This window comes from Parafilimonas terrae (genome assembly GCF_900115755.1).
In the GTDB taxonomy this organism is placed as follows: Bacteria; Bacteroidota; Bacteroidia; order Chitinophagales; family Chitinophagaceae; genus Parafilimonas; species Parafilimonas terrae.
Map to the genome: position 1 here is coordinate 137,371 of NZ_FOXQ01000002.1, position 16,947 is coordinate 154,317.

Annotated in this window: 12 protein-coding genes; 10 read left to right on the forward strand and 2 right to left on the reverse strand. The window is 39.5% G+C overall.

Annotated features, from left to right (window positions below; translation table 11 throughout):
• Window positions 1-162 precede the first annotated feature (162 nt).
• The 6 genes from BM015_RS05365 to BM015_RS05390 all read left to right on the forward strand — a co-directional run bounded on the left by BM015_RS05365 (window position 163) and on the right by BM015_RS05390 (window position 9,929).
• Window positions 163-3,282 carry a GH116 family glycosyl hydrolase gene (locus BM015_RS05365; RefSeq protein ID WP_090655613.1) on the forward strand — a complete coding sequence of 1,040 codons (3,120 nt, stop codon included), beginning with the start codon at window positions 163-165 and terminating at the stop codon, window positions 3,280-3,282.
• A gap of 32 nt (window positions 3,283-3,314) precedes the next feature.
• Window positions 3,315-4,967: a ribulokinase gene (locus tag BM015_RS05370; RefSeq protein ID WP_090655616.1), complete on the forward strand. Its 1,653-nt coding sequence runs from the start codon at window positions 3,315-3,317 to the stop codon at window positions 4,965-4,967.
• 27 nt (window positions 4,968-4,994) lie between these two features.
• Window positions 4,995-7,622 (forward strand): GH116 family glycosyl hydrolase, encoded by a 2,628-nt coding sequence (locus BM015_RS05375; protein ID WP_090655619.1) that lies wholly within the window; start codon window positions 4,995-4,997, stop codon window positions 7,620-7,622.
• Entirely contained in the window at window positions 7,622-7,978 is a 357-nt protein-coding gene (locus tag BM015_RS05380) for a peptidylprolyl isomerase (protein ID WP_090655622.1), read from the forward strand. The genes BM015_RS05375 and BM015_RS05380 overlap by 1 nt, the downstream gene beginning before the upstream one ends.
• A 61-nt stretch (window positions 7,979-8,039) precedes the next feature.
• Window positions 8,040-9,104, forward strand: a complete 1,065-nt coding sequence (locus tag BM015_RS05385; protein ID WP_090655625.1) for a GTP-binding protein — start codon at window positions 8,040-8,042, stop codon at window positions 9,102-9,104.
• Window positions 9,105-9,149: 45 nt separating this feature from the next.
• Window positions 9,150-9,929, forward strand: coding sequence for an L-fucose dehydrogenase (locus BM015_RS05390; protein WP_090655628.1), 780 nt, complete (start codon window positions 9,150-9,152; stop codon window positions 9,927-9,929).
• A gap of 79 nt (window positions 9,930-10,008) precedes the next feature.
• Here BM015_RS05390 and BM015_RS05395 read toward each other — a convergent pair whose 3' ends face one another.
• On the reverse strand, window positions 10,009-11,481 hold the full coding sequence (locus BM015_RS05395; protein ID WP_090655631.1) for a M28 family peptidase: 1,473 nt from the start codon (window positions 11,479-11,481) through the stop codon (window positions 10,009-10,011).
• Window positions 11,482-11,686: 205 nt separating this feature from the next.
• Here BM015_RS05395 and nhaA point away from each other — a divergent pair, with 205 nt between their 5' ends.
• From nhaA to BM015_RS05410, 3 genes are all read left to right on the forward strand, one after another.
• The gene (nhaA, locus tag BM015_RS05400; RefSeq protein WP_090655634.1) at window positions 11,687-12,841 is read left to right on the forward strand and encodes a Na+/H+ antiporter NhaA; all 1,155 of its coding nucleotides are present in this window, start codon (window positions 11,687-11,689) and stop codon (window positions 12,839-12,841) included.
• Between the two features lie 134 nt (window positions 12,842-12,975).
• A complete protein-coding gene (gene lpdA, locus BM015_RS05405) occupies window positions 12,976-14,385 on the forward strand; it encodes a dihydrolipoyl dehydrogenase (RefSeq protein WP_090655638.1) in 1,410 nt (469 codons plus the stop codon).
• A gap of 191 nt (window positions 14,386-14,576) precedes the next feature.
• On the forward strand, window positions 14,577-14,960 hold the full coding sequence (locus tag BM015_RS05410) for a response regulator (protein WP_090655641.1): 384 nt from the start codon (window positions 14,577-14,579) through the stop codon (window positions 14,958-14,960).
• An 80-nt stretch (window positions 14,961-15,040) separates the two neighbouring features.
• Here BM015_RS05410 and BM015_RS05415 read toward each other — a convergent pair whose 3' ends face one another.
• Entirely contained in the window at window positions 15,041-15,457 is a 417-nt protein-coding gene (locus BM015_RS05415) for a hypothetical protein (protein WP_143075759.1), read from the reverse strand.
• Window positions 15,458-15,759: 302 nt separating this feature from the next.
• On the opposite strand from BM015_RS05415, the gene BM015_RS05420 reads away from it, so the two are divergent.
• Window positions 15,760-16,938, forward strand: a complete 1,179-nt coding sequence (locus tag BM015_RS05420; RefSeq protein ID WP_090655648.1) for a galactokinase — start codon at window positions 15,760-15,762, stop codon at window positions 16,936-16,938.
• The last annotated feature ends 9 nt before the right edge of the window (window positions 16,939-16,947 follow it).

Genomic DNA, 16,947 nt, shown 5'->3' on the forward strand with positions numbered 1-16,947 from the left:
CTTTTTCAAAGGCCAGGTTTTACAAGGAGCAATCTTCAGGTTGCTCCTTTCATTCGAAGAAATCATCAGCCTGTTACTAATTTATTTAATTGGAAAAGATTTGATAATAGCGATTGGTTATTTCTCACATCATGCTAAGTATATCAATGTAAAAAATTAGGTATGAAACACATCTTTTTAATTATCTGTTTTTTTTCTATTGCAGCCATTACATTTTCGCAGCCTGTTGATCCATCGCATCATGTTCCTGAAAATAAAAACCTGCCTGCATCATGGAAAACGTCTTTATATAACAATCAGAAAAAGGTTTTTAAAGGTGATGAATTGCTTACTATTGGTATGCCCTGCGGCGGTATTGCAGCAGGCCAGTTATATGTAAGGGGTGATGGAACATTGGCTAATTGGTGGATATATAACAATGCTTATAATACAGGCTATGGCATAGACTCGCTTACCCATTTTAATACAGCGCTCGGCCCATGGACAGTTTGTTATAAAACGTTTGAACCCAAGAGCTATATTGACCAGGGATTTAATATAAAAATTACACAGGATGGCAAAACCACAAACGTCAATTTAAACAAAAAGGATTTTGATGATATATCGTTTGTCGGTGAATATCCAATCGCAACTATAAACTATAATTCAACAACAAAAAAATTACCGGTTGCTGTTTCATCAGAAGTGTATTCGCCGTTTATTCCTATGAATGCGAAAGAGTCTGCAACACCCGGTACAATTTTAAAATACACTGTAAAGAATAATTCTTCAAAACCAGTGCAGGTAAGCCTCTCAGGCTGGTTGCAAAATTTTGTGTGCCTCGATATTGCAAAAGATATTCTTGCTAACAGGCGCAACGCCATTGTTCGTAACGATGGCATTACTTCACTTGTAATGGGCCTTACCAGGGCAGAAAAAACAGGCGCGGAAAAAAAGCCAACAATAAAGTTGTTTGATGATTTTGAAAATGGCTATGGCAAATGGAAAGTTACGGGAGATGCTTTTGGCAGCGCACCCACAAATGGCAGTTTTGAAAACCAGGGCAGGATTGTTGGCTTCAATGGTAAAGGAGTTGTAAATTCTTATATTGATGAAGATAAGACAACCGGCAAAATGGTATCAGAAACATTTACGGTTAATGATGATTATATCGTTTTTAAAATTGGAGGCGGCAGGCATGCAACAACCACTTGTATTAATCTTATAGTTGATGGTAATATAGTGCGTACGGCAACGGGTGCAAATACTGAACTCATGAGCGATAAATATTGGGATGTAAAAGAACTGAAGGGCAGGCAGGCACATTTTGAAATTGTGGATGAAGATAAAGGCGGATGGGGCCATGTTACACTGGATGATATTGGCTTCAGCGATATGCCGGTTACAAAAGAAAAATATTATCCCGAGCATCATCCGTATTTTGGTAATGTATCATTAAGCATTTTATCAAACAATGCTTTTGGCGATGCTGATTACAAGGATTTTAATGATAATACAAAATCAGCAACTGCATCAGCAACTGCTATTGATAAAATTAATGGCAGTGTTGGCGAATCATTCAGTTTGCAACCAGGCCAGTCAAAAGAAGTTATATTTCTTCTTACATGGTATTTTCCTAATCGCCCTTCTTATTATTTTGGCAGCGATCTTACTGATATTCTGCCTAACGACTGGAATGAAGCTTTACCAACAGATGGTGCTACCATCATTGGAAATATGTACAGCAATTGGTTTAATAACTCGCATGATGTGGCTTTATATCTTCAGAAAAATTATAGCCGCCTCTCCAAATTAACTCATCTTTTTCACGATACTTATTATAACAATACAACCATTCCTTACTGGTTAAATCAGCGTTTGCTGATGCCACTTTCAACATTGGCAACAGAAACCTGTCAGTGGTGGGCAAACGATAAATTCTGGGCATGGGAAGGTGTTGGTTCCTGTGTTGGTACTTGTACGCATGTCTGGAATTATGAACAGGCTTTGGCACATTTCTTTCCTGAGCTTGAAAGAAATATACGGGAACGCACAGATTTTGATGTGTCTTTTCAAAAGGATGGCAGTGTGCTTGCCCGTAATGGCTGGGGTGGTGTTTTAATTGATGGTCATGCCGGCGCTATTTTAAAAGCGTATCGCGAATACCTGAATTCAAAAAATAATCTCTTTCTAAACCGTAACTGGGACAGGATAAAACGCGCAACAGAATTCATAATTAACGAAGACGGTAATGAAGATGGCTTAATTGAAAAAGTGCAGGCCAATACTTATGATATTGCTTTTTATGGTGCCAATACTTATGTGGGCTCATTATATCTTGCTGCATTAAAAGCTGCTGCAGCAATGGCTTCCGTTATGAATGATACAGCATTTGCACAACGTTGCTCCACAATTGCGCAGGCAGGAGAAAATAACACGGTAAAAAGATTATGGAACGGTGAGTATTTTGTTCAGGATGTTGATTTAAAAGCACATCCTGAATATCAGTATAAAGATGGTTGTTTGAGCGACCAGTTGTTTGGTCAAACATGGAATCATTTAAATAATCTTGGTTATATCTATCCAAAAGAAAAGGTGAAACAAACACTGGAATCTATATGGAAATATAATTGGGCGCCGGATGTTGCAGTGCAAAATAAAATTCATCCGCCGGAAAGAACCTATGCAAGTTTTGGCGAACCGGGCTTACTTGTTTGTACCTGGCCCAAAAGTGAGCACATGGGTGAAAAAGGTGTGCGCTACCGCGATGAAGTATGGACGGGTATTGAATACCAGGTTGCCACCAACATGATTTATGATAACATGGTGGATGAAGCTTTATCAATTGTAAAAGCAGTTGATAAAAGGTACAGCCCGGAAAAGCACAATCCATGGAATGAAATTGAATGTGGCGATCACTATGCCAGGGCCATGGCTTCATGGGGCGTGATGCTGGCGCTGGAAGATTATTATTATAATGGCCCGCAGGGTGTTATCAGTTTCAATCCTAAAATTCAGCCATCACATTTTGAAGGATTTTTTACAACAGCCGAAGCCTGGGGAAATATCAAACAGGATATACAAAATAACCAACAAAAAAATTCAATAGTTTTAAAGTATGGCAATCTGGCATTGCAACAAATACAGTTGCATTGTGATAAAAAACCTGCTGTTATAAAAATGCTTATTAATGGCAAGCCTGTTAAAAATAGTTTTTCATACGAAGAAAATACAGCTTCTGTCAGGTTTGATAATATTTCATTGCAGGCTGATGATAATGTTGATATATTGATCTCTTATTAAAAGGAAATTTATTAGCTGTTAATATTTTGCTTATGAATAAAGCTTATGTTATTGGTGTTGATTATGGAACGGATTCGGTGCGTACCATAATCGTAGATGCATATAACGGTGCTGAAATTGCCGCTTCAACATTTGAATATCCGCGATGGAAAAAACAACTCTATTGTAATGCAGCCATCAATGAGTTCCGGCAACATCCGCTGGATTATATTGAAGGTTTGGAATTTACAATAAAAGAATGCCTGCAAAAAGCAGGCGATGATGTTCCTAACAATATCAAAGCTATTTCAATAGACACTACAGGTTCTTCTCCCATCGCCGTTGACGAATCAGGAACGCCGCTGGCATTGCATGAAAACTTTGCAAACGATCCTGATGCCATGTTTGTTTTATGGAAAGATCATTCATCTGCACCGGAAGCAGAGGAGATTAATCAACATGCAAAAGAATTCAATATTAATTACCTGAAATATGTTGGCGGCATTTATTCATCTGAATGGTACTGGAGTAAACTGCTGCATATTTTACGGGTGAATAAAAAAGTAAAAGATGCATGCTATAGCTGGGTGGAACATGCTGACTGGATGCCTTTCTTATTAACCGGCGGCAAACATATCAGCGAAATGAAACGCGGCGTTTGCACCGCCGGTCATAAAGGCTTGTGGGCGGAAGAATGGAATGGTTTTCCTCCGGAAGAATTTTTCACGTCGTTAGACCCGCTGTTGGCTGGTTATGTTTCCAGGCTTCCATCAACAACTTATACCGCAGATAAACCTGCGGGTAATTTGTCAAAAGAATGGGCTGCTGCATTAGGTTTATCAACCAATGTAATTGTGGGCATTGGTGCAATGGATGCACACATGGGCGCTGTGGGTGGGCAAATAGAGCCTTATTATTTAAGCAAGGTAATGGGCACTTCCACCTGCGATATGCTAGTGGCGCCTGTTAAAGACATGCAGGGCAAATTTGTACAAGGTATTTGCGGATTGGTAAATGGTTCTGTTATTCCCGGCATGATTGGTATGGAAGCAGGACAGTCTGCATTTGGCGATGTGTATGCATGGTTCAAAAATTTATTGTCGTGGCCTTTGCAGCATCTTGCAGAAGATGTATTGAATGAAAGCGCCATAAAATCAATCACCGATAAAATAATCCCTGCATTAAGCAAACAGGCATCTGTGATGCCTTTGCATGAACACAATGAATTAAGCCTCGATTGGTTTAATGGCCGCCGTACACCAAATGCGAATGCGTTATTAACAAGTACCATCACCGGTTTGGATTTAGGCAGTGATGCAGTAAAAATATTTCATTCTTTAGCCGAAGCTACCTGCTTTGGCGCGAAGGCAATTGTTGAATGTTTTATTAATCAAAATATTCCTGTTAAAGGATTGATAGGCATTGGCGGCGTTGCAAAAAAATCGCCATTCATTATGCAAATGATGGCCGATGTGATGAACATGCCTATCAAAATAAATAAATCGGGGCAAACATGTGCTTTGGGTGCGGCTATGTTTGCAGCTACTGTTGCCGGCATTTATAATAAAGTTGAAGATGCTATGCAGGCAATGGGGCAGGGATTTGATGTTGAATATTATCCTGATAAAAATAAAGTTGACATCTATCAGCATCGCTATAAAAAATACCTTGAATTAGGTGGTTACGTGGAAAAAAATATTGCATAATTCATAATAACATTAAAATCATTCTGTATGGACAAGTTTCAAAAACGCCGCTCGTTTCTAAAATCTGTTGTGCTTGGTGGAACAGGCATTGCCGTTAGCCCGGGTATAATAAGAGCAGAAGATACAACTGCTGAAATATCCCATAACGTTGAACAAAAAAATATTCCTGCACCTGCAAGAAAATATAATACGCCATATACAGGTGAATATTTAAACCGTATTGCTTTTCCGATTGGGGGCTTAGGCGCAGGCATGTTTTGCCTCGAAGGCACCGGCGCTATTTCGCACATGAGCATTCGTAACAGGCCGGAGATTTATAACGAGCCCTCTTTATTTTCTGCTATTGCCATTAAAGGTTTAAAGAATGGTGTTAAAGTATTGGAAGGCCAGGTGCCAGACTGGAAGATGTTTGGTGCAAGAGGAACAGGCAACGGCGCAGCAGGTACCACGTATGGCTTGCCGCGTTTTCAAAATGCAGAATTTAAAACACATTTTCCTTTTGCGACTATCCAGTTGCAGGATGATGATATTCCTTTGCAGGTTTCCGTTAAAGGCTGGAGCCCTTTTATTCCAACAGATGAAGACAACAGCAGCCTGCCTGCGGGCGCCTTGGAATACACTTTCACCAATAAAACAACGCAAAGTTTTGAAGCTGTTTTTTCATTCAATACAAAAAATTTTTTAGCGAATGCGGATACTGCAGTTAATAAAATTACTGGCATTACTAATGGGTTTGTATTGAAACAGGACGCTGCAAAAGATAAGCCCGAAACAGAAGGCAGCTTTGCTGTGTTTGCAGATGATGATAAAACAATTGTTGACCATTGCTGGTTTCGCGGTGGCTGGTGGGATCCGTTAACGATGGCGTGGAATACAGTGCACGATGTGAAAACAAGGGCCGCTGATGTTGTTGAAAAAGATGCGCCGGGTGCATCATTATTTGTGCCTTTTACATTGGCAGCGGGGGCGTCTAAAACAATTAAGTTAATGATGACGTGGTATATCCCGGAAACAGCGATGCATATTGGTGAAATTGTTTTGGATGAAAAGAAAGATTGCAGCTCTGAAAGCGGATGTTGTGCGGCGCCTGAAGATTTAGGCGTAACGAATGGAAAGAAAAACCCTTCATCAAATTATAAACCCTGGTATAGCAGCCGTTTTGCAAATGTTGAAGAAGTGGCCGATTACTGGAAAAAGAATTACAGTGATCTGCATTCAAAATCAAAATTATTTTCTGATGCTTTTTATGCAAGCACGCTTCCGCCTGAAGTAATGGAAGCTGTTGCGGCCAATCTTACTATATTAAAATCACCAACTGTTTTGCGTCAATATGATGGCAGGTTGTGGGCATGGGAAGGTTGCGGTGATGATGGCGGTTGCTGTCATGGTTCCTGCACGCATGTTTGGAATTATGCGCAGGCTATGTGCCATCTTTTTCCAACGTTGGAAAGATCATTGCGCAATACAGAATTTTGCGAGAACCAAAATAAAGTCGGTCACCAGGGTTTCAGGGCTAATCTCCCAATCAGCCCTTTAAAACATGATTTTCATGCGGCATCAGACGGGCAGTTGGGCGGCATCATGAAAGTGTACAGGGAATGGCGCATAAGCGGCGATAATGATTGGCTGCGCAGAATATATCCCGTTGTAAAAACAAGCATGGATTATTGCATTGCAACGTGGGACCCTGCAGGCAAAGGCGTGGTTGAAGAACCGCACCATAATACGTATGATATAGAATTTTGGGGGCCTGATGGCATGATAACATCTTTTTATCTTGGCGCATTAACTGCCATTGTTTTAATGGGTAAACATCTAAATAAAGATGTAAGCAAATATGAAGATTTGTATAAGAAAGGTAAGGTGCAGCTTGAAACAAATTTGTTTGATGGAGAATATTTTTTCCAGGATATTGAATATAAAAACCTGAAAGCGGAGAACCCGGCAACAGCGCAATCGTTTGGCGGTAATTATTCTGCTGAGGCAATAGAAATTTTAAAACAGGAAGGCCCGAAATATCAATACGGCAAAGGCTGTTTGAGTGATGGTATTTTAGGCGCCTGGATTGGCAGCATGTGTGCATTGCCAACGTTTGTTGATGATAAAAAAGTAAGCAGTCATTTACTGGCTATTCATAAATACAATTTAAAAACTTCGTTGAAAGAACATGCTAACCCGCAGCGGCCTGCGTATGCTTTAGGCGATGAAGGCGGCCTGCTTTTATGTACATGGCCGAAAGGTGGTAAGCTGTCATTGCCGTTTGTTTACAGCGATGAAGTATGGACGGGTATTGAATACCAGGTGGCAGCACATCTTATGGAAATGGGCCACGTGCAGCAGGGTTTGGATGTGGTACAACTATGCCGCAGCCGTTACGATGGTAAGGTGCGTAATCCTTTCAACGAATATGAATGCGGCCATTGGTATGCGCGTGCCATGAGTAGCTATGGCATGTTGCAGGCTTTAACCGGTGTGCGTTATGATGCGGTTGATAAAACATTGTATGTTGATTCAAAGATTGGTGACTTTACTTCTTTCCTTTCAACGGCAACAGGTTTTGGAACGGTGAGTTTTAAAGCGGGCAAGGCTTCTGTGAAAGTTTTGTATGGAAAAATTGATATTGATAAAACGGTTGTTGGCAATAAAAAAGCTTAATGGAAAATTTGTGTGCAGATAAAAACAGGGTAGTGGCTTTACGGTACATTATGCGCAATGGAAATGGTGAAATACTGGAAGATACCATGCAAACATTGCCGGTAAATTATTTGCATGGTTCAGGAGGGATTTTATCCGCACTTCAGCAACAAATAAAAGGATTAAAGACTGGTGATAAAAAGAAAATATATCTTTTTAAAGAAAGCAGTGACGCAGATGATGATTTTGAATTTGATGTAATTATTGATGATGTGCGGGAAGCGCTTGCTGAAGAAATTATTTTAGGTTATCCTCTCCAGATAACAACTGAAATTTGTAATGATGATTGTAATTGTTACGAGGTAAGTAAAAAGTAAAATTCAAAAGAAGAAACCCTTTAATTGAAGCAGCCTTTTTACTTTTAAATTTTGAATTGATATGAAAGTGCATTTAATAAGTGGTTTTCTTGGCAGCGGCAAAACAACAGCTATTCAAACTGCCTGCAAAGTACTGATGGCAGAAGGATTGAACGTTGGCGTTATTACAAACGACCAGGGTATAAAACTGGTGGATACTGGCTTTTTCGAAAGCCATTCTATTCCAAACCGGCAGGTTATCAACGGATGTTTCTGCTGCAATTATAATGCGCTGGATGAAAATATTCAATCGCTTATTCAAACCAATAGCCCTGATGTAATTTTTGCAGAATCAGTTGGCTCATGTACAGATATTGTTGCAACTGTAATGAAACCTTTATTGCAATTCAGGAACGATGTAACAGTAACAGTTTCCACCTTTGTTGATGTGCAATTGCTCCACATGCTTTTTGTTGAAAAGAAGCATGTATTTAATGAAGAAGTGCAATACATCTATCAAAAGCAACTGGAAGAGGCAGAAGTGATTGTTGTTTCAAAAATTGATCTCGCAGATGAAAAAACATTGAGCAGTGTCCGGTATTTTTTGAAAGATCAATTTCAGGACAAACAGGTTATTTATGTAAATGGCACTGATGATGAAAGTACAACAGAATGGTTAGATGTTATAACCAGCAAAACAAATCATTTTATTCCATCTTCACTTGATATTGATTATCCCACTTATGGCGCCGGGGAAGCAATGCTGGCCTGGCTGGATGCGGAATTAAAAATCGACAGTAACATTAACAGCGCGCAACAAACAGCCATACAACTTGCGAAACAGATTTATAAAAATGTACAGAATGAAAAATTAACCATTGGGCATTTAAAATTTTTGATTGATGATGTAATTAAAATAAGTTATACCGCTTCAGGTAATGAAACTATAGTAAGCGAGGCCTGTAATGCAGGCGCAGCCTCCATTTTGATAAATGCCCGTATTCAAACAACACCGGTATTTCTAAGTTCTCTTATTAACAGGGCAATTGAGCAAACAGAAAAAGAAAATAACTGTATTGTGGTTAAAGAAAAATTTACAGCATTCCAGCCCGGTTATCCAGCGCCAACACACAGAATTATGGTTTAAAGTTGCTGCAAACAGTCAAACTGTTATCTTGCATTTTTTTTTACTATGGAGCTTGATTTAAACAGTAAAATAATAATCGTTACCGGCGGCGCAAGAGGTATTGGTGAAAGCATTGTAAGAAAACTTGCTGATGAGAATGCTATTCCATGTATCATTGATATAAACCGGCAACTGGCTGATGAACTTGCAAATGCTTTGCAGCAGGAAGGTAAAAATTGTTTTGTTGCTATTGCAGACTTAACAAATCCAGGGCAATGCAAAAAAGCTATTGATGACATTATTAATGAGTTTGGGCATATTGACGGTGTTGTGAACAATGCCGGTTTAAATGATGGCGTGAGCCTTGAAAACGGCACGTATGAAAAATTTATACAATCGCTGAAAGTGAATGCTGCCCACTATTTCAGCATTACACAATGTGCATTAGATGCTTTAAAAACAAGTAAAGGAAGTGTTGTAAATATCTGTTCAAAAGTGGCGCAAACAGGGCAGGGCGGCACATCGGGTTATGCTGCTGCCAATGGCGTTCGGTTTGGGTTAACAACACAATGGGCGAAGGAACTTGCATCTTTTGATATTCGTGTAAATGCAATTGTAGTGGCAGAATGTTATACACCGCAATATGACTGGTGGATTAAACAACAGCCTAATCCTGAAGCATCACTTAATGCCATTATATCCAAAATTCCCTTTGAACAAAGAATGACATTGCCGGATGAAATTGCGGATACTGCTATCTTTTTATTATCGTCAAAATCAAACCCAATTAACGGAGAATTTTTTTATGTTGATGGCGGGTATGTTCATTTAGACAGAAGAGTATAACATCTTTCTTCCAAAAAAATTGGGTTGCATTAGCAACCCAATTGAATTAAATCCTTTGAATTTATAGATCTATTTCCTGTTATCTTTTTTCTGCGTTTAAAGGCAGATCTCTTTTCAGCATAGCATCACGGTTGGCCATATCCCAGGCTGTATAAAAAACAAGCTTTACACGCTTTGCCATAAGGCCAAAATTTATTTTATCAATTGTGTCTGTAGGCCTGTGATAGTCGGCATGCACACCATTAAAATAAAAGATGATAGGAACGCCTTTATCTGCAAAATTGTAATGGTCGCTTCTGTAATAAAAACGGTTAGGATCGTTGGGGTCATTAAACTTTCGGTCCAGCTCAAGATGCGTATAGGTGTTATTAATGCTATCTGAAATGCGCATCAGGTCGCTGCTCAGTTTATCTTCACCAATAGGATAAACATAATTGGTTGAATCACCGTAATTCCTATCGGGATCAATTCTTCCAACCATATCAATATTCAAATCAACTGAAGTTGAATCAAGATTAAACAATGGATGATCTGTATAATATTCGCTTCCCCACAAACCTTTTTCTTCGCCTGAAACTGTCATAAAAACAATTGTTCGCCTTGGATTATGGCCTTTATCACGTGCCTTCGCAAAAGCTTCTGCCATTTGCAATACACTGGTAGTGCCGCTTCCATCATCATCAGCGCCATAATAAATTACAGAGTCCTGTTTGCCCAGGTGGTCATAATGTGCCGTAATAAAAACATACTGGCTTTTTTTATCTGTTCCGGGTAACACACCAATTACATTGGTGCTTTGCAGGTTGTTGATGTGTTTTGAAATCTGTAATTGCGCCGTTGTTGAATAATTTTTGCGCGCTGTATTTTCATTAATACCTGTATTTATCAACGCTTCAGCCAACTGCTTTGAAACAAAAAACAGAGGCGTTTTTACCTGGGAAGGTTTAAGGTACATGCGTCCTTTATAAACAGAATTGTCTTTCGGAAAATTATCTGAAACAATCAAAACGCCTGCCGCGCCGGATTGTGCTGCTGCAATTATTCTCCTGTAAAAACTGCGAAAACTTTTTTCTTCTTCAGCAGATACGGTAATCATTACCCATTGTTGTTTCGTATCGAGACTGTCGTAGTCGTTATGTGTTGAATCTTTTATGCCTTTACCTGCAAAAGCAATATTACCGATAGTAAAAGTGCCTTGCGGAATACCGCTGCCTGCAATTGAAAAGTCGGTTGCAAAGGCAAATTTTTTGCCTGACACATCAAATGCTGCATCCGTTATGGAATCCTGGTAAACGGGATAAGGCATTTGATATTTCCCTGAATCTCCGGGCAATAATTTTAATTTTTTGAAATGATCTTCAATATACGCCGCAGCTTTACGCTGGCCTTCCGTAGCAGTTTCGCGGCCTTCCATTTCTGCGCCGGCTATTACACTGAGTTTTGTCTTTAACGCTTCGGGCGTGATGGCGGCGGCAAATTTCTCTGCGGTTTTATTTTGTGCAGATGCATTTAGTGATGCAGCAATCAGCAATAAGGGTAACAATTTTTTCATGGTGCGCAATATGATGAAAATTGTGCAAAACAAAAAAGTGAAATTTGGATGAAAGGAGGTTAATTAATAGAATTGGGAATTAGGAATTTGTTTCTTGCGGCTTGCTGCCTGTGGCTTACAGCACTCTGCGTCTGCGAATGTTTTTTTCCCTAATATTGAAAAGAAAACACGTTATTTCAGTATCATCTATTAATTAAAAGATTACATGCAGTTAACACGGTTGTTCAATGAATTTTTTAACAGCGAAAAAGCTTCCGGGATAATCTTAATTTTTGTTACAATACTTTCTATAGCCATCGCCAATTCTTCTTTGCAAATACCTTATATAAATTTTTGGCATACAGATATAGGAGGGCATGATATTGTTCATTGGATCAACGATGGCCTGATGACAATTTTCTTCTTATTAATCGGCCTGGAACTTGAACGGGAGATTTATCATGGTGAATTATCAAATTTCAGAACAGCATCATTACCCATTTTTGCAGCCATAGGCGGTATGTTTATGCCGGCTGCTATTTATTTATTATTCAATTATGGAACGGAAACACGGGCAGGCGCAGGCATTCCTATGGCTACCGATATTGCTTTTGCAATTGGCATACTTTCATTATTAGGCCGCAGGGTAAACCCTTCACTTAAAATATTCCTGACTGCCCTGGCCGTAATAGACGATCTTGGCGCCATTATCATCATCGCCATATTTTATACTCAAACCATTGCATGGCTTAATCTGTTGATTGCGTTGGCAATCTTTATTGTGTTACTTATTTTAAACCGTTTAAAGGTGCATAATCTTATACCCTATATTCTTGGCGGTATTTTAATGTGGTGGTTTATGCTGCATTCCGGTGTTCATGCCACCATTTCCGGTGTGCTGCTGGCTTTTACCATTCCATTTAAAAATGGCGATGAAAAATCACCGTCGTATAAATTGCAGCATTTTCTTCATAAGCCCGTTTCCTTTTTCATACTCCCGTTATTTGCAATTGCCAACACTTGTATTGCTATTCCGGCCAATTGGGTAGAAGGGCTTGCACAGGCAAGCAGCATAGGCGTAATTACCGGGCTTGTAATTGGTAAACCTTTAGGCATATCATTGTTTTCATTTGCTGCCGTTAAAACAGGTTTGTGTCAACTGCCCTCACAGGTTAGCTGGAAAAATATTATAGGTGCAGGCATGCTGGCCGGCATAGGCTTTACCATGTCCATATTTATCACGATGCTGGCTTTTAAAGATGAGGATACTATAAACAATGCAAAAATTGCTATTCTTATGGGTTCTGTCATTTCAGGTATCGCCGGGCTTTTGTGGCTAAGAATAACGTTGCGAAAACAAAGTATAACGCCTGGCCAATAGCGGGCTTGTAAAATGTTTTAACATATATATTCAGTTAATAAACAATTCATAATTACCTAAAATTGAAGAATTCCTTTTTAGCATTTACTTTCGCATGATTGGAATTGCTAATTCAATCAGAAAAATAAAATATTATGGCATACGATGTAATCGTTATTGGCAGCGGCCCCGGTGGTTATCCGGCAGCTATACGCGCCTCTCAGTTAGGGTTTAAAACAGCAATTATAGAAAAAGAAAGCCTCGGCGGCATTTGTTTAAACTGGGGTTGCATTCCAACCAAAGCATTAATTAAAAGCGCTCAGGTATATGATTATATGAAGCACAGCAGCAACTATGGTTTGTCTGCCACTGATGTAAAGCAGGATTTTGGCGCTGTGGTGAAACGCAGCAGGGGTGTGGCTGATAAAATGAGCAAAGGTGTTGCATTTCTGATGCGCAAGAATAAGATTGATGTGATAATGGGTTATGCAAAAATTACAGGCAAAGGCAAGATTGAAGTAACTGCCGCCGATAATTCGAAGCAAACGCTTGAAGCAAAAAATATTGTTATAGCAACCGGCGGCAGAAGCCGTGAATTACCAAACCTTAAACAGGATGGCAAAAAAATAATCGGCTACCGCGAAGCGCTGGTATTGCCGCAGCAACCTAAAAGTATGATCATTGTTGGCAGCGGCGCCATCGGCTCTGAGTTTGCTTATTTCTACAACAGCATGGGCACGAAAGTTACCATTGTAGAATTTATGCCGAGAATTGTTCCGGTAGAAGATGAGGAAATTTCAAAAGAGCTCGAAAAGCAATATAAAAAACAGGGCATTGATATTATGACGAATGCTTCTGTTGAAAAAGCCGACACTGCCGGCAACGGCGTTCGTGCCACTGTGAAAAAACAGGATGGCAGCACCGTAACACTTGAAGCAGATATTTTATTAAGCGCTGTTGGTGTTGTGGCGAATGTTGAAAACATCGGCCTTGAAACGGTTGGCATTAAAACAGACCGCGGTAAGGTTGTTACCGATAAATATTTGCAAACAAACGTTCCCGGCTTTTATGCCATCGGCGATTGTACGCCAAACCAGGCCCTGGCGCATAAAGCAAGCCGTGAGGGCATTGTAGCCGCAGAACATATTGCCTATACAGAAAAGAAAACTACGCATTTGCCTGAGCCGTTGGATTATGGCAATATTCCGGGTTGTACCTATTGTGTGCCCGAAGTATCAAGCGTAGGCATGACGGAGAAGGCTGCAAAGGAAGCCGGTTATAATATTAAAGTAGGCAAGTTCCCGTTCATGGCAAGCGGTAAAGCTACTGCTGCCGGTGCAACAGAAGGTTTTGTAAAGATAATCTACGACGCTAAGTACGGCGAACTGCTCGGTGCGCACATGATTGGATTTAATGTAACAGAAATGATTGCCGAAGTGGTTACAGCACGTAAGCTCGAAACAACCGGGCATGAAATTCTTACAGCCGTGCACCCGCACCCAACCATGAGCGAAGCTGTGAAAGAAGCAACGGCTGTAGCTTATGGTGAAGCGACAGATATTTAAGCTGTTTGTTTTTAATTTATTGCATCAACGAACCTCTATATAAACCGGTTCAGCCGCAAGGTTGGCCGGTTTTATTTTTGTTTATGTACGATTATACACATTCTTAAAGGGTTTTCTATCGTACAGCGTGAATCTATACTGGCAGTATTTTTGGTAAGACTATTGCTATATATTCCAAAAACAAAAAATTTATGTTGAATACTAAACTGCCGCCTGCCCAAACGAAAAAAATTTTTATTGTTGAAGATGAAGGCGATATGTGCCTTTTACTGAACATTATGTTACAGGAAAAATCTATTGAACTGGAACATGTAAAAACAATTGCCGCTGCACAGGAGTATTTAAAAAAGGAAGAACCTTCTGTGATTATACTGGATAATAAATTGCCCGATGGGCTTGGAGTAGACTTTATAAGTTATATCAAGCAAAACCATCCAGATGTGAAAGTGGTAATGATTTCCGGTTATACCCCGGAAGCAAAAGATATTGCGCTTGAGAACGGCGCCGACCTTTTTCTTGAAAAACCATTTACAAGAGAACAATTATATTCTTCAATAAAAGAATTGCTGAATTAATTCAGTTCTCTAAAAAATCAAGGGCCGGAGATTTGAATGTCTCCGGCCTTTTATATTTATGCAATTATTTTTTACGGTTATTAAAAACCGGTTGCGATCATTCTTTTAAAAAACGTTCCGGTATTACTGAAAAACTCTGTAAGCGTTTCCTGTAATGAATATTCTTTCACATCCGGCATACCTGCACTTTCTATATATAGTACTTTAAACTGAACGGTAAATTCGTTGTTGTTATTGAACCATGCAGTACCGTGTATATTCATGCTGAATGGCACGCCTTTCTTATAAAAATAAAGTTCGGCGCCAAATACATTCCATATATTTTCCAATACAGGGAAATGCGATACAGAAAACTCAAGCGTGCTGTTATTTACAATTTTTACGTTGCTTACAACGCCAACAGCCATTCGCTCGGAGGATTGATTAATGCAATAAAAGACTGCATGTTCAAAACGGCTGATATTTTCAAGATTGGTTATGGGTAGCGTATTTATCATATATAAAATTTAAGACAGGTTTTCCAGATTTTTAGCTGCTTTTTATGCAGTAAATCAATAATTTTTTTTAGATGAAAATCAAACATTGTGCCTTTGTGAAATAGAGAATTTTCTGCGCTTTTTCACAGGCTTAATCGTTGAAAATGTGGCAGCAGAAAACATAAATACCCCGTAATGGGGAATTTTTAAAATAAAATCTATTTTGATGTACTTGGCTAAATTTTTTTTAACGGATTAAACCCTATAAACTTTTACCTGCATGAAATACCTTTGGCCGAAACATATTTTAAATTAAAAATTTGATGGAAAGCAAAATTGCTGATCAGTTTGTAAAAATTTACCCGGCTGCAGGAGATATGCTTATTGTTCGGTCGCCAGGCAGGATAAATATCATAGGAGAGCATACAGATTATAACGAAGGCTTTGTGTTGCCTGCTGCTATTGACAAAGCGGTTTACGTGGCTGTATCCAGGCGCAACGATGATGAAATTCATTTGTATGCCGGCGATTATAATGAAAGCCATATCACAAATACAAATGCCGTTGAAATAAGCGACAAGCATTGGCCCAACTATATTTTAGGTGTCGTTGACCAATTGCAGAAAAAGGAGTTTTACATTGGTGGTTTTAATTTATTAATTGACGGCGATGTGCCGCTTGGTGCAGGCTTATCATCTTCCGCTGCAGTTGAGTGCGCAACAGCTTTTGCTTTAAACGAATTATTCGGGCTTGGCTTATCAAAGCTGCAAATGGTGCAAACAGCGCAAAAGGCTGAACACACATTTGCCGGTGTAATGTGCGGCATTATGGATCAGTTTGCATCTATGTTTGGTAAGAAAGATCATGTAATACAGTTAGATTGCCGTTCCATTGAATATGAATATGTGCCATTTGAATTAAAAGACTGCAAAATTTTATTGCTGAATACCAATGTAAAACATTCACTTTCTTCTTCTGCATATAACGAGCGCAGGCAACAATGCGAACAAGGTGTTGCGTGGGTAAAGGCGCATCATCCTGAGGTGTTGAGCTTAAGAGATGTTACCGTGCAAATGCTGGATGAATACGTATTACCAAAAGATGAACTTATTTATAAAAGATGTAAATATATAGTAGAAGAAATTCAGCGTTTGCTGTTGGGCTGCGCCGATTTGCAGCAAGGCGATATAAATGCATTAGGTAAAAAAATGTTCCGCACACACGAGGGCTTAAGCAGGGAGTATGAAGTGAGTTGTGAAGAGCTTGATTTTTTGGTAGATGCGGTAAAAGACAATCCTGGTGTTATAGGAGCGAGGATGATGGGCGGTGGTTTTGGCGGCTGCACCATCAATATTATTAAAGAAGATGCAATTGATGAGCTTGTGCGGAGATTAAAACCTTTGTATAAGCAGGCATTCAATAAAGAATTGGATTACTATATTGCAAGCATCGAAAATGGAACATCGCTGGTTGCTCAAACTGTTGCTGCATCAAACGCTTAACTGCACGGC